Source organism: Cyclobacterium roseum (assembly GCF_010119225.1).
Taxonomy (GTDB): Bacteria; Bacteroidota; Bacteroidia; order Cytophagales; family Cyclobacteriaceae; genus Cyclobacterium; species Cyclobacterium roseum.
This window is the reverse complement of record NZ_WNKF01000003.1, coordinates 63449-85507: the sequence shown is the minus strand read 5'-3', so window position 1 is coordinate 85507 and position 22059 is coordinate 63449. Positions and strand designations below refer to the sequence as shown.

The 22059-nt window shown below is 44.8% G+C and carries 20 protein-coding genes and 1 riboswitch; of the genes, 7 read left to right on the top strand and 13 right to left on the bottom strand.

The window, feature by feature from the left end:
• Window positions 1-76: 76 nt before the first annotated feature.
• The 9 genes from GJQ68_RS05355 to GJQ68_RS05315 all read right to left on the bottom strand — a co-directional run bounded on the left by GJQ68_RS05355 (window position 77) and on the right by GJQ68_RS05315 (window position 10645).
• Entirely contained in the window at window positions 77-934 is an 858-nt protein-coding gene (locus GJQ68_RS05355; RefSeq protein WP_162416285.1) for a nucleoside phosphorylase, read from the bottom strand.
• Window positions 915-1901 (bottom strand): oxygen-dependent tRNA uridine(34) hydroxylase TrhO, encoded by a 987-nt coding sequence (gene trhO / locus GJQ68_RS05350; protein ID WP_162416284.1) that lies wholly within the window; start codon window positions 1899-1901, stop codon window positions 915-917. Before trhO ends, GJQ68_RS05355 begins: the two co-directional genes overlap by 20 nt.
• A 61-nt stretch (window positions 1902-1962) precedes the next feature.
• Window positions 1963-2601: an acetyltransferase gene (locus GJQ68_RS05345; RefSeq protein WP_162416283.1), complete on the bottom strand. Its 639-nt coding sequence runs from the start codon at window positions 2599-2601 to the stop codon at window positions 1963-1965.
• Window positions 2602-2656: 55 nt separating this feature from the next.
• On the bottom strand, window positions 2657-3958 hold the full coding sequence (locus tag GJQ68_RS05340) for a DUF2851 family protein (RefSeq protein ID WP_162416282.1): 1302 nt from the start codon (window positions 3956-3958) through the stop codon (window positions 2657-2659).
• Window positions 3959-4028: 70 nt separating this feature from the next.
• Window positions 4029-4847 (bottom strand): orotidine-5'-phosphate decarboxylase, encoded by an 819-nt coding sequence (gene pyrF, locus GJQ68_RS05335; protein WP_162416281.1) that lies wholly within the window; start codon window positions 4845-4847, stop codon window positions 4029-4031.
• 49 nt (window positions 4848-4896) lie between these two features.
• Window positions 4897-5553: a LolA family protein gene (locus GJQ68_RS05330; RefSeq protein WP_162416280.1), complete on the bottom strand. Its 657-nt coding sequence runs from the start codon at window positions 5551-5553 to the stop codon at window positions 4897-4899.
• A 19-nt stretch (window positions 5554-5572) separates the two neighbouring features.
• Window positions 5573-8023, bottom strand: a complete 2451-nt coding sequence (locus tag GJQ68_RS05325) for an FtsK/SpoIIIE family DNA translocase (protein ID WP_162416279.1) — start codon at window positions 8021-8023, stop codon at window positions 5573-5575.
• 75 nt (window positions 8024-8098) lie between these two features.
• On the bottom strand, window positions 8099-9130 hold the full coding sequence (locus tag GJQ68_RS05320; RefSeq protein ID WP_162416278.1) for a quinone-dependent dihydroorotate dehydrogenase: 1032 nt from the start codon (window positions 9128-9130) through the stop codon (window positions 8099-8101).
• Window positions 9131-9523: 393 nt separating this feature from the next.
• Entirely contained in the window at window positions 9524-10645 is a 1122-nt protein-coding gene (locus tag GJQ68_RS05315; protein WP_162416277.1) for a Gfo/Idh/MocA family protein, read from the bottom strand.
• Window positions 10646-10785: 140 nt separating this feature from the next.
• Between GJQ68_RS05315 and GJQ68_RS05310 the strand changes: the two genes are divergently transcribed.
• Window positions 10786-11199 (top strand): GNAT family N-acetyltransferase, encoded by a 414-nt coding sequence (locus tag GJQ68_RS05310; RefSeq protein ID WP_235941114.1) that lies wholly within the window; start codon window positions 10786-10788, stop codon window positions 11197-11199.
• A gap of 53 nt (window positions 11200-11252) precedes the next feature.
• Here GJQ68_RS05310 and GJQ68_RS05305 read toward each other — a convergent pair whose 3' ends face one another.
• The 3 genes from GJQ68_RS05305 to GJQ68_RS05295 all read right to left on the bottom strand — a co-directional run bounded on the left by GJQ68_RS05305 (window position 11253) and on the right by GJQ68_RS05295 (window position 14705).
• On the bottom strand, window positions 11253-12722 hold the full coding sequence (locus tag GJQ68_RS05305; RefSeq protein ID WP_162416276.1) for a Gfo/Idh/MocA family protein: 1470 nt from the start codon (window positions 12720-12722) through the stop codon (window positions 11253-11255).
• A gap of 315 nt (window positions 12723-13037) precedes the next feature.
• Window positions 13038-13274, bottom strand: coding sequence for an acyl carrier protein (locus GJQ68_RS05300; RefSeq protein ID WP_162341132.1), 237 nt, complete (start codon window positions 13272-13274; stop codon window positions 13038-13040).
• A 138-nt stretch (window positions 13275-13412) separates the two neighbouring features.
• Window positions 13413-14705: a voltage-gated chloride channel family protein gene (locus tag GJQ68_RS05295; protein WP_162416275.1), complete on the bottom strand. Its 1293-nt coding sequence runs from the start codon at window positions 14703-14705 to the stop codon at window positions 13413-13415.
• Between the two features lie 56 nt (window positions 14706-14761).
• A riboswitch (Fluoride riboswitch) is annotated at window positions 14762-14872 on the bottom strand.
• A gap of 199 nt (window positions 14873-15071) precedes the next feature.
• Here GJQ68_RS05295 and GJQ68_RS05290 point away from each other — a divergent pair.
• The 3 genes from GJQ68_RS05290 (at window position 15072) to GJQ68_RS05280 (ending at window position 19277) form a co-directional block, all read left to right on the top strand.
• Entirely contained in the window at window positions 15072-15965 is an 894-nt protein-coding gene (locus tag GJQ68_RS05290; protein WP_162416274.1) for a TIGR01777 family oxidoreductase, read from the top strand.
• Between the two features lie 92 nt (window positions 15966-16057).
• Entirely contained in the window at window positions 16058-18610 is a 2553-nt protein-coding gene (locus tag GJQ68_RS05285) for a M14 family metallopeptidase (RefSeq protein ID WP_162416273.1), read from the top strand.
• 160 nt (window positions 18611-18770) lie between these two features.
• The gene (locus GJQ68_RS05280) at window positions 18771-19277 is read left to right on the top strand and encodes a hypothetical protein (RefSeq protein ID WP_162416272.1); all 507 of its coding nucleotides are present in this window, start codon (window positions 18771-18773) and stop codon (window positions 19275-19277) included.
• Window position 19278: 1 nt separating this feature from the next.
• On the opposite strand, the gene GJQ68_RS05275 is transcribed toward GJQ68_RS05280, so the two are convergent.
• Window positions 19279-19584 (bottom strand): DUF4286 family protein, encoded by a 306-nt coding sequence (locus GJQ68_RS05275; RefSeq protein WP_162416271.1) that lies wholly within the window; start codon window positions 19582-19584, stop codon window positions 19279-19281.
• Between the two features lie 126 nt (window positions 19585-19710).
• On the opposite strand from GJQ68_RS05275, the gene GJQ68_RS05270 reads away from it, so the two are divergent.
• From GJQ68_RS05270 to GJQ68_RS05260, 3 genes are read left to right on the top strand one after another with little or no spacing between them, the layout of a single operon-like run.
• Complete coding sequence (locus GJQ68_RS05270; RefSeq protein WP_162416270.1) at window positions 19711-20379, top strand: carotenoid biosynthesis protein; 669 nt, start codon at window positions 19711-19713, stop codon at window positions 20377-20379.
• Window positions 20380-20418: 39 nt separating this feature from the next.
• The gene (locus tag GJQ68_RS05265; protein ID WP_162416269.1) at window positions 20419-20868 is read left to right on the top strand and encodes a sterol desaturase family protein; all 450 of its coding nucleotides are present in this window, start codon (window positions 20419-20421) and stop codon (window positions 20866-20868) included.
• Window positions 20861-21748: a MerR family transcriptional regulator gene (locus tag GJQ68_RS05260; RefSeq protein ID WP_162416268.1), complete on the top strand. Its 888-nt coding sequence runs from the start codon at window positions 20861-20863 to the stop codon at window positions 21746-21748. Before GJQ68_RS05265 ends, GJQ68_RS05260 begins: the two co-directional genes overlap by 8 nt.
• Window positions 21749-22059 lie beyond the last annotated feature (311 nt).

The following is a 22059-nucleotide window of genomic DNA, read 5'->3' as shown; positions in this document are numbered from 1 at the left end:
AAATCCCTCTTCAATATTATCTCCAAAAATCTCCGAATAGAAAAAATTACCGGAAAGGGTAAAGTCCCACCAACGGTTACATTTTTTCCAAAACGATGGCAATAAGTTTTTCCACCACCTGCTCGGGAGCTTCTGAAAAACGGTTGCTTATGCGATTGGCCACGATGGCATTAAGACTGAGCGTGTCATGCCCCAAAAGTCTGCCCATCGCATAATAGCCAGCGGTCTCCATTTCAAAATTTGAAAAAAATCCGGGTTTTACTTCTAGCTCGCTCAAGGTGGAGATCATTTCCGGAATTTGGAGACTAAGCCTTACCGCTCTTCCCTGTGGCCCATAAAATCCAGGGCAGGTGACCGTAATCCCCCGGGGAAGATCACTAAACCTCTCCAATAAACTTTCCGATCCCCGCACGCAGTAGGGTAAAAAAGGCAAATGCAACCGCTCCTTCACTAGCTGCGAAATACTGCGTTCTTCCCCGGTCTGCGGGAGTTGGTAAAATGCCATCAAGGTGTCTAATCCCAGCGCGAAGGAAGAAGCAAGCAGGCTGCCTGCTGGAAGACTGCCTTGCATGCCACCTGAGGTGCCAACACGGATAATAGTGAGGCGGGTAAGGTTGTTTTTTGGAAGCCTGGTACTGAAATCGATATTGAACAAAGCGTCCAATTCCGTCATAAAAATCTCGACGTTATCCGTACCCATCCCGGTGCTGATCACACTGATCCTTTTTCCATGGTACCATCCGGTATGGGTTACAAATTCCCGTTTGCGGACCCTCAGCTCTACCTCATCAAAGTGTCTGGAAATCTCCTGTACCCTATCGGGGTCGCCTACGGCAATCACCGTCTCTGCCACCTGACCAGGTTTTAAATTCAGATGGTAGATACTGCCATCCGGATTGAGAATAAAATCCGAGTCAGGCAGAGGTTTTACCATGCAGCGCAGATTTTATTTTGTCCACATTGGGCTTTTGGTAAAGCCCCTTGTAGGGGTTGTATCCGTTCGTGTTTTTCTGATAATAACCGGTGCCATTATAGGCTCTTTTCCTGGGATGTGTTTTACAGGTATCCGAACAAGCCCCTTCCATTTCCCAGCCGCAAGATTCACAAATGGGTACGTGAACATTACAATCGGGATTGGCGCAGTTGACCATGCGATCTGAAGCGGTACCACAGACAAAACACTTCGAAATAATTTTCGGATTGACGGAATTCACTTCTACTGCAAGTCGATTGTCAAAGACATAACACTTTCCTTCAAAATCTGCTCCGCCTGCTTCCATTCCGTACTTAATGATACCGCCATGAAGCTGATAAACATCCTGAAACCCTTGTTCCAGCAAAAAGGCAGAAGCCTTCTCACATTTGATGCCACCGGTACAGTAGGTCAGTACCTTTTTGCCTTTCAGATGCTCCAGCTCCTTGACTTTTTCCGGAAAATCACGAAAATTATCGATATCCAGCCGGATGGCATTTTTAAAATGACCTAATTCGTGTTCGTAGTTGGAGCGAACATCCAAAATAACCACGTCTTCTTCATCTTTTAGCGCCTTGAATTCAGAAGGTTCCAGGTGTTTGCCGGTTTTCATCCGGGGATTGATGTGTTTCAGTCCTGAATGAACAATTTCCTCTTTTGCCCGCACGTTTATTTTTGCGAAGGCATGCCCCTGGTGTTTGTCTACCTTGAATTCAGTGTCGGCAAATCTCGGATCGGAGGTGACATAGGCCATGTATTTGTCACAATCTTCCTTCAACCCGGAAACCGTGCCATTGAGCCCTTCCGGAGAAACTATAATTCTCCCCCGGATATTGTTTTCGACGCAGAACAAATGATGTTCATCCCTATATGCTTCCAAATCCTCGATTGGAGCATAGCAATAATAAAGTAAAATTCGATATTCCATAACGCCAGCCCTGTTTCCGACAGGGTGTTATATTAATACGCCAAATATAAACTACTAGTACTTATTTTTCAACTACTTGTGCCGGATTGCCAAAAACGGTCTGATTGGCCGCCACGTCTCCGATTACAACGGAACCGGCACCAACCCGCGCATTTTTCCCGATGGTAACCCCTGCTACCACCGTCACTCCGGATCCCAGGAAGACCCCGTTGCCGATCGTCGTTCCGGAATTTACCACCGCTCCGGCACCTATTTGGACGAAGTCTCCTATTTTAGCCTGATGCTCTATGGTCGCGTTGGTATGGAGAATGCAGTGATTCCCAATACTGGCACCAGCACCGATGCTTACCTTTGCATTGATAAAGTTTCCATGGCCTATCGCCGCATCTGTTGAAATATAGGAAAGGCGGTGTAATGCGTTGACGGGTTGTACCTTTCGCTTCTCATTGAGCATTTTTACCAAAGAGGCTCTGTACCGGGCATCATCCACCGCCACGAACGCTTCACATTTTTTACCGATCAATTTTAAAAACCCATCGTCTTCCGGGTTTCCCAAAATGGCTACATTGTTTATTTCCTTTTTGTGAAGGCTTTCGTCCTCATCCAGAAAACCATACACTACCAGATCATGGCTGTTGAAAATTTCAAGTGCGGGATGAGCGATGCCCTTGGCGCCAAATATAATAATGGGTTTCTCCATGATTCTTTTTTTGAACCGCAAAATTAACGGAAATTCCTGTCCCGTGCAAAGATACTCATTTATTGCCTCGGAGTATGTTTTGGCCAATTTTGCAGGAAAGGCACTTCCTTTTGGAACAATAGCCATGATACAAGCCCAGCATCCCCTGGCTGTCAAAGGCCTGCAAGGGCTCCCAGCCAGCTCCTGAAAAAATAGCAATCAAACTGTTTTTCTCTGCCGGGATTTCCTGAAGAAAATTAAAACATTTTTCCTGCCAAAGCCCCAGGTCCGAGTATTGCCCATAGGCGTACCAGAGCGGTACCACGAAGTTGATGGCCAGTAAATTCAACAGACCCTCCGTTAGTTTGCCGCTGGTTTTCGATTTCATGGGCTTTCCAAAGTGATAGTGTTGCTGCCAATAGGGACTCACCGTCATCTCAAAAACCTTCCGAAATGAGGACACATCCTGGAGCCGATAGAGAACGTTTGAAAATAAATTCGGACTGGAATTCAATAGCGCAGCCAGCTGGGACAAGCGAAAGGAAGGGAAGTTTCCCGGCCTGACTTTCATGAATTTCCACTCCGACCCGAACAATTCCCTTTTCAAACCGTACTTCCGCTGCAAGTAACTGTACTCTGCTGCCAACCCTTGCTCATACCCGGGACTCAAATCTAAGGAAGGCTGCATCATAGCAGCCTGCCCGTATATCAGGGCTTCCACCTGCAACAGGTTACCTGCACTTTTTTTGAGCAAATTGTACGGAAGACTTTTGGCCACCTTCAGCATGGGTTTGGCATTGGTCTTAAAACCAAAAGAATAAAACAACCATTGATAAGCCGTCTCTTCCCAATCTTGCTGATTTTCTTCTAATAAGGATAAGACCTGTTGACTTTTTCCCTGTAAACGCTCCACCAATGCCTTTTCCAGCATGGAGAATTTTAATATTCCAGGCACTCCGGCCAATGCATCCGTGCATAAAAGTTTTTTTGGCGAAAACACCAGTTTCTCGTAGTTCTTTATCACGTCCAAAGGAATCTTACCCTGAAGCGATAAGGTAGGCAGGGTGGTGCCATCCGCCCGGGTGACGGGTTCGTCATGCTCCCATACCACATGCAACACCACGCTATTGTAAGCAGGGTCCTTTTGATGCTGATGGGACTTCCAATCGGAGGAACGCAGGTGAATTTCTACATGACCAAAATGCTTGATCCCAGCGATCAGGATTTCGGCTTCTTTAAAGTCCGGTCCTTCGTGCTGGTTATGAAATCCGATTTTGTAAATCGACAAGGGCAATCCATTACTAGTCTCCAGTCCTTTTTTGTCAAAATACTGGTACTTCCAGACCATCTGAAGAAAATCCTCCTGAAAACGAATCATAAAAAAGGGAATGAAAATCCCTATGAATATACAAAAAAATCCGTTTTTGGAGAAAATACGTGCGCAAATATCAGCCGCAGTATTGATTTAGTAGCTTTTCCATGGAGGTTTGAAGCGACTGGGCTTCCTTCTTGGCCGCCTCGGCAAAATCCCTTCCGGATGAGGCGTAGATTATTCCACGAGAAGAATTCACCAACAATCCGCAACTCGCATTCATACCATACCGGGCGACTTCTTCCAGGCTTCCCCCCTGCGCCCCCACTCCAGGTACTAATAAAAAATGTTCGGGGATGATTTCCCGTACCGATTGAATCGCAGGTCCACGGGTAGCTCCCACCACGTACATGGTATTCTGCGGTGTCCCCCAGGATTTACTTTTTTCCAATACCGATGCAAATAAAGGCGTTCCCTCCTTGTCCTCTATCAATTGAAAATCATGACTCCCCCGGTTGGAGGTCAGTGCCAGTAAAATCACCCATTTCCCTTCAAATTTCAAAAAAGGACTCACACTATCCTCACCCATGTAAGGGGCTACTGTAATGGCATCAAAATTCATTTTTTCGAAAAAGGCCCTGGCATACAAGGTAGAAGTATTTCCAATATCCCCTCTTTTGGCATCGGCAATGGTAAAGACTTCGGCGGGCAAATAGTCCAGGGTTTTCTGCAACGTCTCCCATCCTCCGGGGCCCAGGGCTTCGTAAAAGGCCAAGTTAGGCTTATAGGCGACCGCCTGATCGATGGTGGCATCAATGATCGCCTTGTTAAAGGCAAAAATCGGATCTTGCTCCTTGAGCAGGTGGTTGGGGATTTTTTCCAGGGCAGGATCCAACCCAACACAAAGAAACGATTGCTTTTTTTGAATTTCCGCGTATATTTCCCCTGATGTCATGCCACAAAAATAGAAAAAATAAGCACAGTAGTGTCAAAGTATACCTACCTTACCTCAGGTCGATGACTTCAACATCCTGATTTTCTTGGGTATTAAATACGAAATAATCATCCATAACATTGACATTGCTGTCCAAATCCTTAAAAGAATACGTAAACGTCCCTCCTACGTCATCTTGGATTTCCCAGGCAACGAGATCCAGCTTGGACTTGTCAATAAAAAGCGTGATTTTTTCAAATTGAGATGATTTCTTTTCGGCGGTAAGTAGAATTTCATGAACAGCCACTCCATTCTTCTGATCACTTCCGACTAACTCAGCCTGATATCCTTTTTGATAAATCGTATAAATGTTGGAAGGGGTCAATTCTTCTGTATCTTCCTCCACGTTATTAATGGTTACCTCCTTATACTTGCTGGATTTAATGAGGGTCCATACGGTATTCCCATTATTAAAAATTTCCTGGTCATTTAGCGTAAGCCGGTATTTTTCCCCCTTGACGGTTACCTCTCCCGTATTGGTTTGTATCAAACCCTCATCTTCGGTAGCGTAGGCATATTCAAAGGTAGCCGAAAACCCGTTCAGCTTTTGGTAATTTTCACTTACTTCTGATAAAATCTCTACCGCTTTGGGGTCATTCTGCCCAACTGCGATTTGAAAACTCCAAAGGAAAGCAAGACTTAAGGCGATTTTGTTTTTGCTTGTCATTTTTCTTTTACAATCTGTTCTAAAGGTTGTTCAATAATTGTTCCAAACTGTTTTCGTCCTGTACCAATACTTCTCTGGCTTTGCTCCCTTCAAATGCTCCTACCACACCAGCCGCTTCGAGCTGATCAATGATCCTTCCTGCCCGGTTATAACCTAGTTTCAGCTTCCGCTGGATCAACGAAGTACTTCCCTGTTGGTGCATGACGATCAACCTGGCGGCATCGTCAAATAATGGGTCTCTGTCCGCAAGGTCTACTTCTCCCAAACCACCGTCTCCTTCTTCGCCCACGAATTCCGGGAGTAAATACGCATCCGGATAGCCCCGCTGATCACCGATCCATTCGCATATTGAATCTACTTCGGGGGTATCCAGAAATGCACACTGTAACCGGATCACATCCGAACCCATGGACAACAGCATGTCTCCCATGCCGATTAACTGCTCGGCACCCCCTGCATCCAGAATGGTGCGGCTGTCGATCTTGCTGGTAACCCTGAAAGACAACCTGGCGGGAAAATTCGCCTTAATAATTCCGGTAATAACATTAACGGAGGGTCGCTGCGTCGCCAGCACCAGGTGTATCCCGATGGCTCTGGCCAATTGAGCAAGCCTGGCAATGGGCCCTTCGATTTCCTTTCCGGCTGTCATCATCAAATCCGCCAATTCGTCGATCACCAATACAATATAGGGCATAAATTGATGCCCCTTTTCAGGGTTCAATTTCCGGGCAACAAACTTGGTATTATACTCCTTCAAATTTCTGCAACCTGCCTCCTTCAACAAATCGTACCGATTGTCCATTTCAATGCAAAGCGAATTTAAGGTATAAATCACCTTTTTTGTATCTGTGATTATGGCTTCCTCGGCGTTGGGAAGCTTTGCCAGAAAGTGCCTTTCTATTTTATTAAAAAGGGTTAATTCTACTTTTTTCGGATCTACCAGAATCAACTTTAACTGTGAAGGATGTTTCTTGTAAATCAGGGAGGCAAGAATCATGTTTAATCCTACCGATTTTCCCTGTCCGGTAGCTCCTGCCATTAGTAAATGGGGCATTTTGGCTAAATCCACAACGAAGACCTCGTTTGAAATGGTTTTTCCAAGGGCCACCGGCAGGTCTTTATCGCTCTTCATGAATTTTTCCGTACCCAATACCGACCTTGCGGCCACCAATTCCCGGTTTTTATTCGGCACCTCAATCCCTATGGTGCCTTTTCCCGGAATGGGAGCGATGATTCGGATGCCCAAAGCGGCCAGGCTCAAAGCGATGTCATCTTCCAGATTCTTGATCTTGCTGATTTTCACCCCTGGATCCGGAATGATCTCGTACAAGGTGACGGTAGGTCCAATGGTGGCCTTAATTTCCTGAATCCCGATTTTGAAATTAACAAGGGTTTCTACAATCTTGTTTTTATTCTCCTCCAATTCCTGCCTGGTAACCGTAACTTTTTGCTGATCGTATTCATTCAGCAAGTCCAGCGTGGGAAATTGATAACTGGGAAGGTCCAGCGTAGGGTCGTAGGGATCAGAGTTCACGACGGTATCGGCCGTTTTTTCTTCCTCGTGTTGGGCGGCTACAAAAAAGTTATCAGCAGCTTTTTCCTCCTCTGATTCGGTCATTTGAGTTCGATCCTCCACATTGAATGCGGGTGATTCAGAACCGCCTTTTTGAGGAGCAGGCTTTTCTTTTTCAGACAATTTCCAGCTGTTCTCTGAGGTTTCTTCTTCTCCTGGGGAATCCAAATCCTCCACGACCTCTGTGTTTTCAGGAACCGGATCCTGTAGTGGATGAGCCGATTTTTCATCTTCTCCCCCGGTAGCGGTGCCCGTTTCAGTATCTCCAAACCAGCTGATTTTCTCTACGTTAAAAAATACAATAACGAATATTAAGAGCGAACCGAAAATAAGAATGAACGTTCCCCAACCCAGTAATTCGTCCGCAATCAGCGCCAATTCGTATCCCAAACCACCACTTAGGAATGCCAGGTAATTAAAGCCATCAATTAAATGGACCAGGTACCCTAATAACAATCCCAGCCACACCAGAAAAAACAAGGAGAAAAAAGCGTACCGACTCAAGGAGATCAGGCTATTTTTAAACGATAGGCGATAGCCCCATAGAAACAGAAAGGGAGGAAAAAGCAAAGCAGCCAGCCCAAACCATCTGAAAATCATGTAATGCGACATCACCGCACCACTGTATCCCAGAAGATTTTGGGTCTCCCCACCTTTTGTACGTAAAGGTACGCCCGAATCACTCACCAGACTTTGATCGGCCTGTCCTGCAAAAAGGTAACTTAAAAATGCCAAAAACATGAAAATGGCAAACATCATAAAAAAAATGCCAAACGATAAACCCCAGCGTTTATCCTTAAAAACAGCCCATGAAAAGGAGCGCTTTGGCTTTTCTGCTCCTTTTACAGGACCTGATTTTTTCTTAAACGTATTTTTTTTGTACGTATTTGCAGTCATGGTTATTCCTTTCCTCCACTATTCGGGATGTAATTTAACGCTTGCATTAGAAATAAAAAAGAATTGCTAGCTCCCTCAACCCTTGATCAAACCCTTTTTCAATCGCTTCACCAATGCTGGCCCCTCATAAATCATTCCAGAGTAAATTTGCACCAGACTGGCCCCGGCTTCGAGTTTTTCCCTGGCATCCGAAGCGGAAAAAATGCCTCCAACCCCAATAATCGGAAAAGCATTCCCGGACTTTTGAGCCAGGTAGCGGATTACCTCCGTACTCCTATCCTTTAATACCTTACCACTAAGACCCCCTGCTCCAATGGCCGCTACTGCTTCCGGAGAAGTTTTCAACTCTCCCCTTTCAATGGTTGTATTGGTGGCCACCACCCCATCGATTCCAGTTTCCCTGACGATAGCTATGATATCATCCAATTGTCCGTCCGACAGATCCGGAGCAATTTTGAGCAACACTGGCCGGGTCTTTGGGTAACTCTCCATGGTCTTTTTTACTGCCGTTAACAAGTGCTGAAGCGGCTCCTTGTCTTGCAATTCCCTTAACCCAGGGGTATTTGGCGAACTTACATTTACTACAAAATAGTCAACATAGGGATGCAAGGCATGAATGCAATATAAGTAATCCTCCAGGGCTTGTTCGTTCGGAGTATCCTTATTCTTACCAATATTTCCCCCCACCAAAATTTTGGCATTCCGCTTTTTTAGCCGCTCCACGGCAGCCGCCACTCCCCCGTTGTTAAAGCCCATCCTATTGATCAGGGCCTGGTCTTCGGGAAGTCTGAAAAGTCGGGGTTTGGGATTACCGCCCTGAGCCCTGGGAGTGAGCGTGCCGATTTCTATAAAACCAAAACCAAGCATGGCCATCTCGTCAATTAGCTTCGCGTCCTTATCAAAACCAGCCGCCAGACCAATGGGATTGCTGAACTTCAATCCAAATACCTCCCTTTCCAAATCCTGATGCTCAAAGGCAAAAGCCGATTTAATCAGGGAATGCAATAAGGGCAAGTTAAACAGCCTTTTGATCCAGGAAAAGGTGAAATGATGCGCTGACTCAGCGTCTTGAAGGAATAAAATAGGCTTGATTAAATACTTATACACGTCGGCAATCATTTTTCTAAGCCCAAAATTAAACCAATTCTCCGACATCCCCTGCAATTCGATTCACAAAGTAGGGGCAAATACGTTCCTTCCTTACATTCCATTTATTCTTGCCCATCTGATTTAGGGGAGAGAAGGAAGAAATCAAGCATACGGCAAGCAGGACATAGTGGAATGAATATTCTACTATGCGAGATGTTCCCCAATAAGGATCAGGAAAGGCAATGCCCTCCGTGCGTACGGGACAAGCTATGTTCGCTTAAAAATAGGACCATAGGAAATCGAGCATGACGAGAACGTCACATAGTGGGATGACTATTAATCATGCGAGATTCCATCTGACCATTAAAAATATTAATAAACAGATGAAACCGAGCTTGCCTGAGTACTAATTTAACTCAGATCGATAAGCTCCTTTCTACCCGAGGCTACTGCTTTGTAAATGGTATCGATGATGATTAGATCTTTCAGACCTTCCTCGCCATCTACAGGCACTTTTGCGGTGTCCCCTTCCAGTATGATTTCTGCCATGCGGTCCATTTGTACCGTCTGATGGGTGATATGGGGGTTATCCAATGGACCTTTATGTGTTTTCCCCTTTATAGGACCATATCCCGTAGAAGGCTGCATCTCGGCAAAACCCTGGGTGCCGTTGAGAAAAAACCGATCCAGGTTTCCCATGCTATAGGTGGAAAGACAGGAGGCCACAATTCCTTCGGGAAATCCAAACTGAAATAATATTGTTTCATCCACTCCTTCTTTGAATTTTACCGGATCTGTTTTGGTCTCCTGAGCAGTCACCCAGATGGGCTCTTTTCCTATCATGTATCGGGCACCATTGATAGAATAAATACCGATATCCATCATGGCTCCCCCTCCTGCGAGCTCCTTATTTAGGCGCCATTGGCTAGGATCGCCGATTTTAAACCCGCTCAGGCCCTGAAAAAATTTGATTTCTCCAAATTCACCTGCTTCTCTCATGCGGATAACCTCTAGGGTATTGGCTTCAAAATGCATGCGGTAACCCACCAAAAGTTTAACGCCTGCCTGCTTGCAAGCTTCCACCATCTCTCTGCCCTGTTCCGCATTGAGGGCCATTGGCTTTTCACAAATGACGTGTTTCCCTGCTGCAGCCACGCGCAAGGTCTGGGGATGATGAAGTGCGTTTGGGGTAATGATGTATACGGCATCGATGTCCGGATTGTCCTTAATCGCATCAAAATTTTCGTAGTTATAGCAGTTTTTAGGCGGGATGTCGTACTTTTTCTGCCAGGCTGAAATTTTTGAGGGGGTCCCACTGATGACACCAACCAATTTTGCCTTTTTACTGTCCTGCATGGCTTCTGCTACCCTTGTTCCATAACTCCCAAGTCCCATTATAGCCACACGCAACAGGGTATCCTGAGAAGCCCTTTTCTGCCAGCCGGAGAAGGTGCTGGATTTCAAACCTGGTATTAGTGGTAAGGAAACTGCAGAAAGGGTCAGTTTTTGTAAAAAATTTCGTCTACTCTTCATGGTCCTTTGGTTTTTGGTTATCGTCGATGGTTCTGAATTACATCAAATGCAAGATATTGGTTTTTTCCGATATATAGAACATAAAAATAGGCTTACCTTTGTTCTGTAAAAGGAAAAATAAGGCAATCTATTCGATAACGGTGGAAAAAATTAAGTATCAGGAAGAAAACCATCTGTCTGTCCAGGAATTCCAGGAAGTGCTTATAGCTTCCACTTTGGGAGAAAGAAGACCGGTGGCAGACCTAAAAAGACTGGAAATCATGCTACGGCATGCCAATCTGATCCTCACTGCCAGAAAAGACGGACTGCTGGTTGGAGTCGCCAGGTCACTAACAGACCAAGCCTTCTGCACCTATTTATCGGATCTGGCTGTTCATCGGGACTTCCAAAAACAAGGGATAGGCAAAACATTGATCCTAAAGACCAAGGCGGCCTATCCCCTGGCTAAGTTAATTCTCTTATCCGCCCCAAAAGCGGTGGATTATTATCCTAAAATCGGCATGAGCCGGCATCCCCATTGCTACTTTTTGGATGATCCGACAAAGGTCACCTGATCGGAAATCCCCACTACTGGTATCCTACCTTGCTAAAGGTGGTCGTTTGGAGTTTATACGGAACCGGGAGAAGGCAAGTCAAATTCTGCTCTTCGCGGGTCGTACAAGAGGCGATTGGCTTCCAGTGATCCTTCTCCCACAAAATGCTCTGCTTCTCCGTCGAATTCCAGCCATGGACCTACCACGTATTCGGCCTGGTCTACTGGAACGCCCATACCATCTCTGGCTATTTCATGGATTTTCATAAATTCTTCAAACGCCAGCGGGTTATCTCCAAACCTTCCTGCCTTGGCATTAAAGGGAACTTTTTTACCCAGTCGGTAGGAGATGTTCATCAGGTGTCCCATGGTACAACTGTAATGTGCATCGTACATATTACCATTGGCCATCATGGGATCGTTCGCTTTGCAAGCGGCAATAAAACTGCCGAATGCACCACCAGGGGTAATTTTTACGGGACTTGCGTTGACATTTCTGGGTTGACTGCCCTGATGAGAGGTGTACTCTCCACCTTCCATCAACCTGCCTCCATCTTCAAAATAAAACCGGTTAGTTACCTCTCGTTGGTAGCCCTCGTGATCGACGTTTCTAACATTAAAGAAAACGTACTGCCCATTGGCAAATTCGGCCAGCGCAAACATGGTATTGGGTGTCTCTCCCTGATCATCCCACTTGAAACGCCCGCCAATAGCCATTACTCTTTTTGGGTGGGTATTGGCGACTTCATCATCCAGCGCCCAGTAGGCTACGTCCAATTGATGCGTTCCCTGGTTATTCAATTCCCCGTTTCCCACTTGCCAAAACCAATGCCAATTATAATGAACCAGGTTTTCGTGGTAACCATCAATGATGGAAGGCCCCTTCCATAAGTTCCAGTCCAGATGATCAGGTGGATTGGTTACCGGCCGGTAGCCTATTCCCGCCCTGGGCTTACAGGCAAATCCATGGGAAACTTTCATTTTTCCATACATGCCAGATTTAATTTCCCCAATTTGCTTTGCCCAGTTATCACTGCTTCGTCTTTGCGTTCCGTGTTGAACGACAATGCCGTATTTTTCGGCTGCCGCCAGGGCAATTCTTCCTTCGTGAACATCATGACTGGCAGGCTTTTCCACATAGCAATGCTTGCCCGCCTGCGCAGCCCAGACCACCATCAGGGAATGCCAATTATTGGGAGTAGCCACACTGATGGCATCGATCTCACTGTCCTCCAACACCCGCCTGACATCTGTTTCCGCTTTTACCCGGTTACTTTTTGTCTCTCCATCTCGAAGGGACTGAACGCGCTCTCCCAGTACACGACTATCCGGGTCTACCAGATAAGCAATTTCGGAATCCTTGTGCTCGGAAAATTCCCGGATATGGGTCTTCCCCCGTCCATTTACCCCACAAACTGCTATCCGGAACCTTTCATTGGCACCTATTATTGCTCCGTAAGACTTTGCATTAAAGCCCATGGCACCGATGGTCAATCCACCCGCACCAAAAATCGATTTTTTAATAAACTCCCTTCTTTGTTTCATTATTTGGGTTTTGTTAATGTTTAATTCAAACAAGTTTGTTTATAAATAAAAGAAAATTCTTACTGGAATCAAACAGTGCGGTCTGGTTTAAAGAAAATTGCGCTAATATTTATCATTCCTTTTTGCCAATCCAGCCTACTTTAAAAGGAGCCCCGAATAAAAAAAACGGAAGCATCCTTTACATAAGAATGTATTTGGTGAATTTAATAACAGGGAGATCCGACTGCCATTGCCTGGGGCTAGGAATCGGTAAAAAAATGCCCGCTTGCCACCAGGTTAGCTTAATAAGAGTATTGAAAAAATCCGAATTATTAATTAAGATGCCTGCAACAAAGAATCAATCAATTCCGATGGGGTTTGGATGCGGGCAATTTTGTCATCCTCTAATTCTTTTTTTAGTTCATATTCCAGTTCGAAAATCAAGCCTGAAACAAAAATTTTGTCCATTCTTAAATCATAATAAAAATTGGCTGCTTTCTTTTTCCCTGTGAGTGGAATGCCATAAGATTGAAACACCCCAATTGCTTTACGCATGGCTGTGATATTTTTCATAGTTTTCCCTAAGAATTAATTTAAAATGAAGACGAATTATCCTGTGATTTTGTTGTGCCAACACGCAAGTTTTTTTATTAAAGTTTTTTAACGGAGGAATAAACCGCAGTAAAACCTAATTTTAGTCTGAAAAATGGGTTAGCCTATTTTCTTTCCTTTCTTCCTACCCTGTTGCGTGTATTTCGGAGAACCAATAACCTGCGAGCTGTAAATTCCTCCATGGCCACTAAACAAATAAGCTATTACACAAGCCAATCCAATAAAAACCCCGGGTTCGGCACCAAAAAGTTCCATACCCATTAGGGTACAGGCTAATGGGGTATTGGTGGCTCCTGAAAAAACGCCGACAAAACCCATCCCCGCCAATAATGCCAATGGCAATGGTATGACTACAGATAAGGCATTCCCCAGCGTAGACCCCATGTAAAACAACGGTGTGACCTCTCCCCCTTTAAAACCTGCTCCTAAAGTGATGGAGGTTTTCAGTAGCTTCACGAAAAAGTCATACCAGGGCAGGTCTTCGGAAAAGGCATCCACAATGGTGGGAATACCAAGTCCTATATACTTGGTAGTTCCCATGAAATAAACAGAGCTGGCAATGATCAGCCCCCCGGCCAGGGGACGCAAGGGAGGATATTTGATGACTTTGGTAAAGAATGCCGACCAGAGATGGGTGCTCTTCGCAAAAAGCCTTCCTACCAGGCCAAAGCATATGCCCGCCGGAATGACCCAGAGAAAGTTAATTAGATCGGAATCGGGTACATAGGGAATGGAGTAGTGCGTATGAGGGACGTTCCATAAGCCGGAACAGGCAAAATCTGCCAGATAGGCGGCGAAGAATGCCGGCAAAATAGATTCGTATCTCAGTCTTCCGATAATGAGCCATTCCAAGGCAAAAACGGCTCCTGCCAAAGGGGTTCCAAAAACGGAAGAAAACCCTGCAGCCACCCCAATAGTCAGGATGATTTTCCGATCCTGAGCAGATAGTTTAAACCATTTGGTGAATTGGTCGGCCAGGGCTCCTCCCATTTGTACAGCGGTGCCTTCTCTTCCAGCCGACCCACCAAAAAAATGGGTAAGGACCGTCCCTCCAAGTACCAGGGGCGCCATTCGTAGCGGAATCACTTGCATGGGATTGTAAAATTCCTCCAGTAGCTGGTTATTTCCTTTCACCACTGAACTGCCAAATTGGTGGTACATCCACCCGATAAAAAACCCACCGAGAGGCAGAAACCCGATAAGCCAGAGATGACCTTCCCTGTAGCGCGTCGCCCAGTCCAATGCAATTAAAAAAAAGGCTGACGCAGATCCTACTGCTAAGCCAATCACGATGGACAGAAAAAGCCAACGAAAAGTGAATTTGAGACTAGGAACCAGTTCCTGAAAAAGAAACTTGGTCAGTGGTAATAATTTCTTGCTCCTCTTCAACATAAACAAACGGACAACGATGCATACAAAACGAAACCTGAGAATAACAGGTACTATCAGTTGAAGCAGGAGTCATCAGCTGCAGGGAAGTAGCAGCGGTTTGTTAGGGATGATCCGACGATCACGTCATCCATCACCGATTCTGGTGGAACCCCATCACCAAGGGCTGCAAATATAGGGAAAGAATTTAAAACTTGTCACGGAAATCTTGATGGAATCCGTCCTTACTTACCGGTATGGCCCATTTGTGGAAATGGGACACTAGCTGCGTTGCTGCATCCTGGAAAAATCCGTAACGCATCCCCTAGATGGAATAATTTTTGATGAGTGAACAGTCAGTAAAAAGTAACCACGGAAGAAAAAATAAGGATGCAAAATATATTGATTACCGGAGGTTCCGGATTAATCGGCAATTCGATTACAAAATTGCTGCAGAGTCAAGGCAAAGACGTGGCCTGGCTTAGTAGAAATCCGGACAAACAAAAGCAAAAGTCTTTTTATTGGGACCCTGAGAAAGGTATTCTGGATCAGGAGTCGCTTTATTGGGCGAATGGAATCATTCATCTTGCCGGTGCTGGTGTGGCCGATAAGCGCTGGACCGATAGTCGGAAGAAGGAAATTTTGGATAGCCGCGTAAAAAGCGGCCATTTGCTTTATCAGGAACTCCAAAAAATAAAAGACAAACCCAAAGCTTTGATCAGCTCCAGTGCGGTGGGGTATTACGGATTTAATACGGGAGAAAAATTAGTTTTCGAAGGAAATCCTCCCGGAAAGGACTTCCTCGCCACGGTAGTGAAGGAATGGGAGACGGCAACAGAAAAAATCCAGGACCTAAAAATCCGTACCGTACTCCTGCGAATAGGAATCGTGTTATCAAAAGACGGAGGAGCCTTACCTGAAATCCTCAAGCCCCCGGTGGCAGCTCCATTGGGAAATGGAAGACAATACATGAGCTGGATTCACATAGAAGACCTTTCTAGAATGTTTGTGCATGCCTTGGAAAACCCCGGCTTATCGGGTATTTACAATGCCGTTGGGCCAGTGCCGGTAACCAACCGTGGTTTGACGAAGAAAGCAGCTCGCTTTAAAGGAAAACCTTTTATCGATATAGGAGTGCCGGGATTTGCTTTAAAGATCGTCCTGGGGGAAATGGCGCAAATGGTTCTGGGCGGCAATCGGGTAAGTTCGGAAAAAATGGAGGGTACTGGATTTCAATACCTCTACAGTGACCTGAACCAGGCTTTAAAGCAAATATTTGAATAGATTTGATAGATGGCCCCTTTTCCTTGATGAAAATTAGTATTTTCATATTTGTTTTCTGAATCCTATTTATTTCTCCGACTAAATCAAGTAATATGAAATTTACCTTATCAAGCATCCTGCTTTTGCTCTTTTTTTTAACCGCCCGGGCGCAGGAGGAAGTAAGCCTGGAGTACTACCTCCCGGAAACGTCTACTTACGATAACAGCATACCCAAACCTTCTGCTGTTCTGGGGTTTGAAGTCGGAGCCTGGCATGCCAATCATTCTCAGGTGGTTCATTATTTTAGGACCGTTGCCGAAAATTCCCCGCGTGCAGTAGTCATCGAATACGGGCAAAGCTATGAAAAGCGGCCTTTGCTAATGTTGGCAGTCTCCTCTCCGGAAAATATTCGTAACCTGGAAGCTATCAAGTCGGAGAGAGCTGGTTTGCGAAGCGGTACGGCCAATCCGCAGGAATTGCCCGTAGTCATGTACATGGGCCATTCGGTTCATGGAAATGAGGCTTCGGGAGTAAATGCTTCCCTTCTGTCTGCCTATCATTTCACGGCCGCCTCAGAAATTGCTGAGGACCTGGAAAATATGATTTTACTTATTGATCCTGCCATTAATCCGGATGGTATAAACCGCTTTGCCTCCTGGGTAAATAGCCATAGAAGCTACCACCCCAACGGAGACCCCAATAATCGTGAGCTTAACGAAACCTGGCCGAGGGGACGGACCAATCACTACTGGTTTGATCTTAACAGGGATTGGCTTCCAGTACAGCATCCCGAATCAAGAGGACGAATCAGTCAGCTTCAAAAATGGCTGCCGAATATTGTGTTGGACTTTCACGAGATGGGAACCAACAGCACTTTCTTCTTCCAGCCAGGCATCCCCAGTCGAAATAATCCGCTAACGCCGGAAAAAAACATGGAATTAACAGAGAAAATAGCCCAATATCACGCCCGCTATCTGGATGAAATCGGTTCTCTGTATTATACCAGGGAGAGTTTCGACGACTATTATTACGGAAAAGGCTCCACCTATCCGGATATTCAGGGTGCCATTGGGATATTGTTTGAACAGGCCTCTTCCAGAGGGCACCTCCAGGAAAATGTGTATGGCGAAATCTCTTTTCCCTTTACCATCCGAAATCAATTTACTACGGCACTCTCATCCTTTGAAGCTGCCCGTGACATGCGGGTAGAACTCAACCAATACATGGTCGATTTCTACGAAGACTCCAAAACCGAGTACACGGAAGATGATGACAAAGCCTATATATTCGGATCGGATGAAGACTATGGCAGAGCCTATCATTTTGCGGACCTCTTATTGCAGCACGATATTGAGCTGTACAGTTTGGAAGAAGACGTAAACATGAACGGAGTGCCTTTTAGTTCCGGCAACTCCTTTATCGTACCACTGGATCAGCCGCAATATAAAATGATCAAAACCATGTTTGAAACGCGGACGGAATTTCAGGACAGCCTTTTCTATGATGTTTCTACCTGGAACATGCCCATGGCATTTAATCTGAACTCCATGGCACTCAGTAGTCGGATCCTCAATCTGGCGGAAGTGGAAGATGTCAGTGCGGGCATTCAATTCCGGGAAGGTAAGGTATTGGGGGCAGCCGGTGCCTACAGCTACGCCTTTGGATGGGAGGAATACTATGCCCCAAAAGCGCTGTACCAACTGATGGAAAAAGGATACCAGGTGCGCGTCACACACGAAAAATTTCAAAACCAGCTGGGTACTATTTTTAACCGCGGGACGATCTTAGTAGAAAAAGGCACTTCTGATAATAGCGAAGAAACCTTTTATGAAGACATGCAGGATATCGCTGCCAGCACGGGTGTCACGATACACGCCCTATCTACCGGATACACCTCCGGAATTAACCTGGGCTCACCCAGTATCGATGTGTTGGAACAACCCTCCATTGCCCTATTGGTAGATGAAGGAGTGGGAAGCTCCGATGCAGGGGAAATTTGGCATTTATTTGACCAGCGAATGGAAATTCCACTGACCCTGATGCCAGCAACCCGCCTCTCTTCTGCCGATCTTAGCCGGTACAGCGTGCTTATTTTGCCAACAGGAAATTATTCCCGAATTGGAGAAAATGGGGTCAATAAACTAAAGGCCTGGATAGAAAATGGGGGTACCCTTATCGCGAGAGGTGCTGCCATGAATTGGCTGACAGGGAATGAATTGGCCGCCTTTAAATTTCTATCTCCGAAAGACACCTCCACAGCCAGTCAAGCCCCTTATGCCAACCTGGCAAATGAACGAGGAGCTAAGGTGACAGGTGGTGCTATATTTAAAGCCAAACTGGATACCACCCACCCCATTGGCTATGGGTACCCGGCTGAAAACCTTCATGTATTCAAATCAGGGAATCAATTTCTGGATCTATCCTCCAACCCCTTTGCCAATCCCCTGGTGTATACAGACACGCCGCTGGCCAGTGGCTATGTTCATCCCGAAAACCTGGAAATGATGAAAAACAAGGGTGTCGTACAGATTTCTGCCCTGGGCAGCGGGAGAATCATTGGTTTTGTAGACAATCCTAATTTTCGGGCCTTCTGGTTTGGCACCAATAAATTATTTCTGAATGCGGTATTTTTCGGTCAGACCATTGACAATGCCTCTGCCCGGTAATCGGATTCGAAGGTGAAGCGTACCCACGCTTCACCCTTCTTTTTTTAGGGTTTAATATTCGTTTTTTTGCGCCTTTCCGTCCATTGAGTCCCTTGCATTTTGTCAGAGTGATTTATATTTTCCATTAGTTTTGTGTAAATTGCCGACAGAAAAGCATCCTATGGCAAAAAAACTTTTCCCTTTAGATAAAAACTATATCCTTCAACAGGCCCAGTTGGCGATAGAAAAGGAACTGCTTGAATTGATGGTGGTGGAGGTCAAAAATTCCTTCACCCTTCTTTTCAACCCTTTGAAACTTCAGGACGATACGTATTTGCGAATCCTTCAGCAAGATGACTTTCCGATGGATCACCTATTGGTAATCTACAGGCAACTGGCAGGAATCTACCGCTTTCGGTACGGATCCAACCAATTGGAATTGTTATTTGACGGAAGAAGTCACTATGAAAAATACCAGGAGGACTGGTCCCTGTGTTTGAAGGGCTGGCTTCAAAAACTGGGTCAGCAAGAAGCCTATGTAAAAACCATGCTCAGAATGACTTTATTATACGATTCACCTTCCCGGGCACTCTTTGCCGAAAACAGATGTAAATCGCTGATCAATGAGCATTTTGGGTTATCTATCGTCAAAAGAAAAGGTGACCTTTTACTGAAAACCGGCACCTAACCTATTCGACCGATTCCAGCACAGACCTGAAAGAAACAAACTGGCTGCCAAATTTTTCTTTTAATTCTTCCCTTATGACGGGACCGTATTTTTGTTGGTAAAATTCCAAATCATCCATGCTTTCCGCAAAAAATTGGGCTGAAAAATTCACCCCATCACCATTGTCCTCTTGTAATAACCTAAAAAAGCGTTTTTCTATAAACAAACCCGTTTGCATTACCCTTGGCAGGTATTCGAATTTCATCCACTCAACAAATTCCAATTCCCTGTCGCTGTCAATGTTTATGGTAATATTATATAGTATCATGGGTTTAGTTGTTTTTTATTAAATTTGCCCGATAATCTCCTTTTATTCTCCTTGAATCCGTAAAACAAAAGTATAAAAAAATCCCTTATTAAAGGATAGTGCTAAAACTGTACCGAAATATAGCCCATGAACGGAAAAAATCACCTTGAACTGCCAGGATTCGTAAAAAGAAATAAATTGGCAATCGCTAAAACCATTATCCTGATACTTCACCTGGTGGGAATCGTGGGCCTGTATTGGGAGAGCAGCAGGCCATTTTTCCAATTGGTTACCCCATTGCATTTATTATTGGTCACATCGATCCTTCTATATTTTCATGAAGCCTATAATCGTTGGTTTATTTTGTTTGCATTGAGCGCATTTGGTATCGGAATGATCACTGAAATAATCGGCGTAAATACGGGGCTCATCTTTGGGGATTATTCCTATGGCCCCGTTCTTGGCCCAAAACTGATGGGCGTACCGCTACTTATAGGAGTCAATTGGTTTTTGATGGTATACCTTACCGGGGGCGTGCTTTACCGAATGATAGGAAATGATTTCCTTGCAGCATTAGCAGGGGCCGCTCTCATGGTAGTTATGGATCTAAACCTGGAGCCAGTGGCCGTCGCGCTCAACTTTTGGCAATGGGAATCGTCGGCCATTCCATTTTCCAATTACCTGAGTTGGTTTTTAATAGCGCTGATCATCCAGTTGATTTTCAGAAAATCTTCATTTAACAAAGAAAACAAACTAAACTTCTTTATTTTCATGAATTTACTCCTGTTTTTTTTCGTTCTGGCTATTATTTTGTGATAAAAAAAACATTTCATTCGCATAAAAGTTACCTTGGAGATGATAAATGCTTTGTTATTTATACTGGTTGGATTTTTGACGATGGAATTTTCCGGATGGTTTATTCATAAATACATCATGCATGGGCCCCTTTGGAATATTCACAAAACACATCATACCCATACCAAAGGCTATTTTGAGTTAAATGATTTGTTTTCCTTGCTTTTTGGCGGTATCGCCATTCTACTAATTTTTCTGGGGATGGAAACCCTGGATTTTCGGTTTTGGATGGGTATCGGAATCAGTTTGTACGGCTTGAGTTACTTTTTCTTACATGATATTCTTATCCATCGAAGGGTTAAGTTCTTTAAAAAACCAAAAAATGGGTACCTGGCAGGTATTTTTAAAGCCCACCAGGCGCACCATTCCACTCGAAAACGGGATGGGTCGGTAGCCTTTGGACTCTTTATTGTTCCTTTTAAGTATTTTAAAAATAACCGAGATGAGTAATTATTCCATAAAGGACCTTGAGCAGCTCTCAGGGATAAAAGCCCATACATTACGGATTTGGGAACAGCGGTACAATTTACTCACTCCCAAAAGGACAGACACCAACATCCGTTTTTACGACGATGATGATTTGAAACTGATCCTGAATGTGGCACTGTTGAATGACAATGGATATAAAATAAGTAAGATCGCCAAGATGACCTTTGAAGAAATGAAATCAGAGGTCCTTAAATTGACCGAAAGGTCCTTTGCTTACGACGATCAAATCCATTCTTTAATCATTGCCATGGTGGAATTGGATGAAAGTCGCTTCGAAAAAATCATTTCGACAAACATTCTGAAAATAGGGTTTGAATTGACCATGCTGAATATCATTTACCCCTTCTTATCAAAAATTGGTATCTTATGGCAAACGGGAAGTATTCATCCCGGGCAGGAACATTTCATCAGTAACCTCGTAAGGCAAAAATTAATCGTGGCCATCGATGGGCAATTATACTCCGGAGGAGGTAAAAAGTTCCTACTGTACCTACCCGAGGGGGAGCTTCATGAAATTTCCCTGCTATTCTCCTGTTACCTTTTGAAGTCTCATGGTCACAAGGTCATTTACCTTGGTCAAAACACCCCAGATATTGACCTGAATAACGTTTATAAGGTACACCAACCGGATTTTCTGGTAACGGTCATTACTACCTCTCCCTCCGGAGAGCAAGTGCAGCCTTACTTACATTCTCTTTCTGAAAGATTTCCGGATGCTGGAATTTTGGTTTCAGGGTACCAGATAGTCGGTCAGGACCTAACCATCCCATCCAATGTCCATGTGATGCATTACTTGAAAGACATAAAGGAATATTTACATTCCCTCACCTCCGTAGCATAAGGCCGTTTATGACTGCCCGGGCCTAATCTCGAGGGAAGGTCAGGCATCTTCGCTGGGCATGCCTGCACTTTTTTCACTGGTCATATCGCCATTTCTGGTATACAATGTCCACTTAAGTAATTTATCGCTATAATTTACGATTTATTCCAATGGATTTTTACGAAATCCAATTATCTTACTTGTCGAAACATGCAACTGTACAAGCTCTATTCTGTTCAAGCACGGCGAGGTAAAGGGCTTAACGAATCACCCCGATGACATGCGCTTGGAATATTCGAGTCAAATTGAAGCGGGAGCAACACTGATCTGTG

What these genes read in the sequence shown, in the direction of transcription:
- GJQ68_RS05355 (WP_162416285.1), bottom strand. Translation starts at nt 934, where the DNA reads ATGGTAAAACCTCTGCCTGACTCGGATTTTATTCTCAATCCGGATGGC.
- trhO (WP_162416284.1), bottom strand. Translation starts at nt 1,901, where the DNA reads ATGGAATATCGAATTTTACTTTATTATTGCTATGCTCCAATCGAGGAT.
- GJQ68_RS05345 (WP_162416283.1), bottom strand. Translation starts at nt 2,601, where the DNA reads ATGGAGAAACCCATTATTATATTTGGCGCCAAGGGCATCGCTCATCCC.
- GJQ68_RS05340 (WP_162416282.1), bottom strand. Translation starts at nt 3,958, where the DNA reads ATGATTCGTTTTCAGGAGGATTTTCTTCAGATGGTCTGGAAGTACCAG.
- pyrF (WP_162416281.1), bottom strand. Translation starts at nt 4,847, where the DNA reads ATGACATCAGGGGAAATATACGCGGAAATTCAAAAAAAGCAATCGTTT.
- GJQ68_RS05330 (WP_162416280.1), bottom strand. Translation starts at nt 5,553, where the DNA reads ATGACAAGCAAAAACAAAATCGCCTTAAGTCTTGCTTTCCTTTGGAGT.
- GJQ68_RS05325 (WP_162416279.1), bottom strand. Translation starts at nt 8,023, where the DNA reads ATGACTGCAAATACGTACAAAAAAAATACGTTTAAGAAAAAATCAGGT.
- GJQ68_RS05315 (WP_162416277.1), bottom strand. Translation starts at nt 10,645, where the DNA reads ATGAAGAGTAGACGAAATTTTTTACAAAAACTGACCCTTTCTGCAGTT.
- GJQ68_RS05305 (WP_162416276.1), bottom strand. Translation starts at nt 12,722, where the DNA reads ATGAAACAAAGAAGGGAGTTTATTAAAAAATCGATTTTTGGTGCGGGT.
- GJQ68_RS05300 (WP_162341132.1), bottom strand. Translation starts at nt 13,274, where the DNA reads ATGAAAAATATCACAGCCATGCGTAAAGCAATTGGGGTGTTTCAATCT.
- GJQ68_RS05295 (WP_162416275.1), bottom strand. Translation starts at nt 14,705, where the DNA reads ATGTTGAAGAGGAGCAAGAAATTATTACCACTGACCAAGTTTCTTTTT.
- GJQ68_RS05290 (WP_162416274.1), top strand. Translation starts at nt 15,072, where the DNA reads ATGCAAAATATATTGATTACCGGAGGTTCCGGATTAATCGGCAATTCG.
- GJQ68_RS05285 (WP_162416273.1), top strand. Translation starts at nt 16,058, where the DNA reads ATGAAATTTACCTTATCAAGCATCCTGCTTTTGCTCTTTTTTTTAACC.
- GJQ68_RS05280 (WP_162416272.1), top strand. Translation starts at nt 18,771, where the DNA reads ATGGCAAAAAAACTTTTCCCTTTAGATAAAAACTATATCCTTCAACAG.
- GJQ68_RS05275 (WP_162416271.1), bottom strand. Translation starts at nt 19,584, where the DNA reads ATGATACTATATAATATTACCATAAACATTGACAGCGACAGGGAATTG.
- GJQ68_RS05270 (WP_162416270.1), top strand. Translation starts at nt 19,711, where the DNA reads ATGAACGGAAAAAATCACCTTGAACTGCCAGGATTCGTAAAAAGAAAT.
- GJQ68_RS05265 (WP_162416269.1), top strand. Translation starts at nt 20,419, where the DNA reads ATGATAAATGCTTTGTTATTTATACTGGTTGGATTTTTGACGATGGAA.
- GJQ68_RS05260 (WP_162416268.1), top strand. Translation starts at nt 20,861, where the DNA reads ATGAGTAATTATTCCATAAAGGACCTTGAGCAGCTCTCAGGGATAAAA.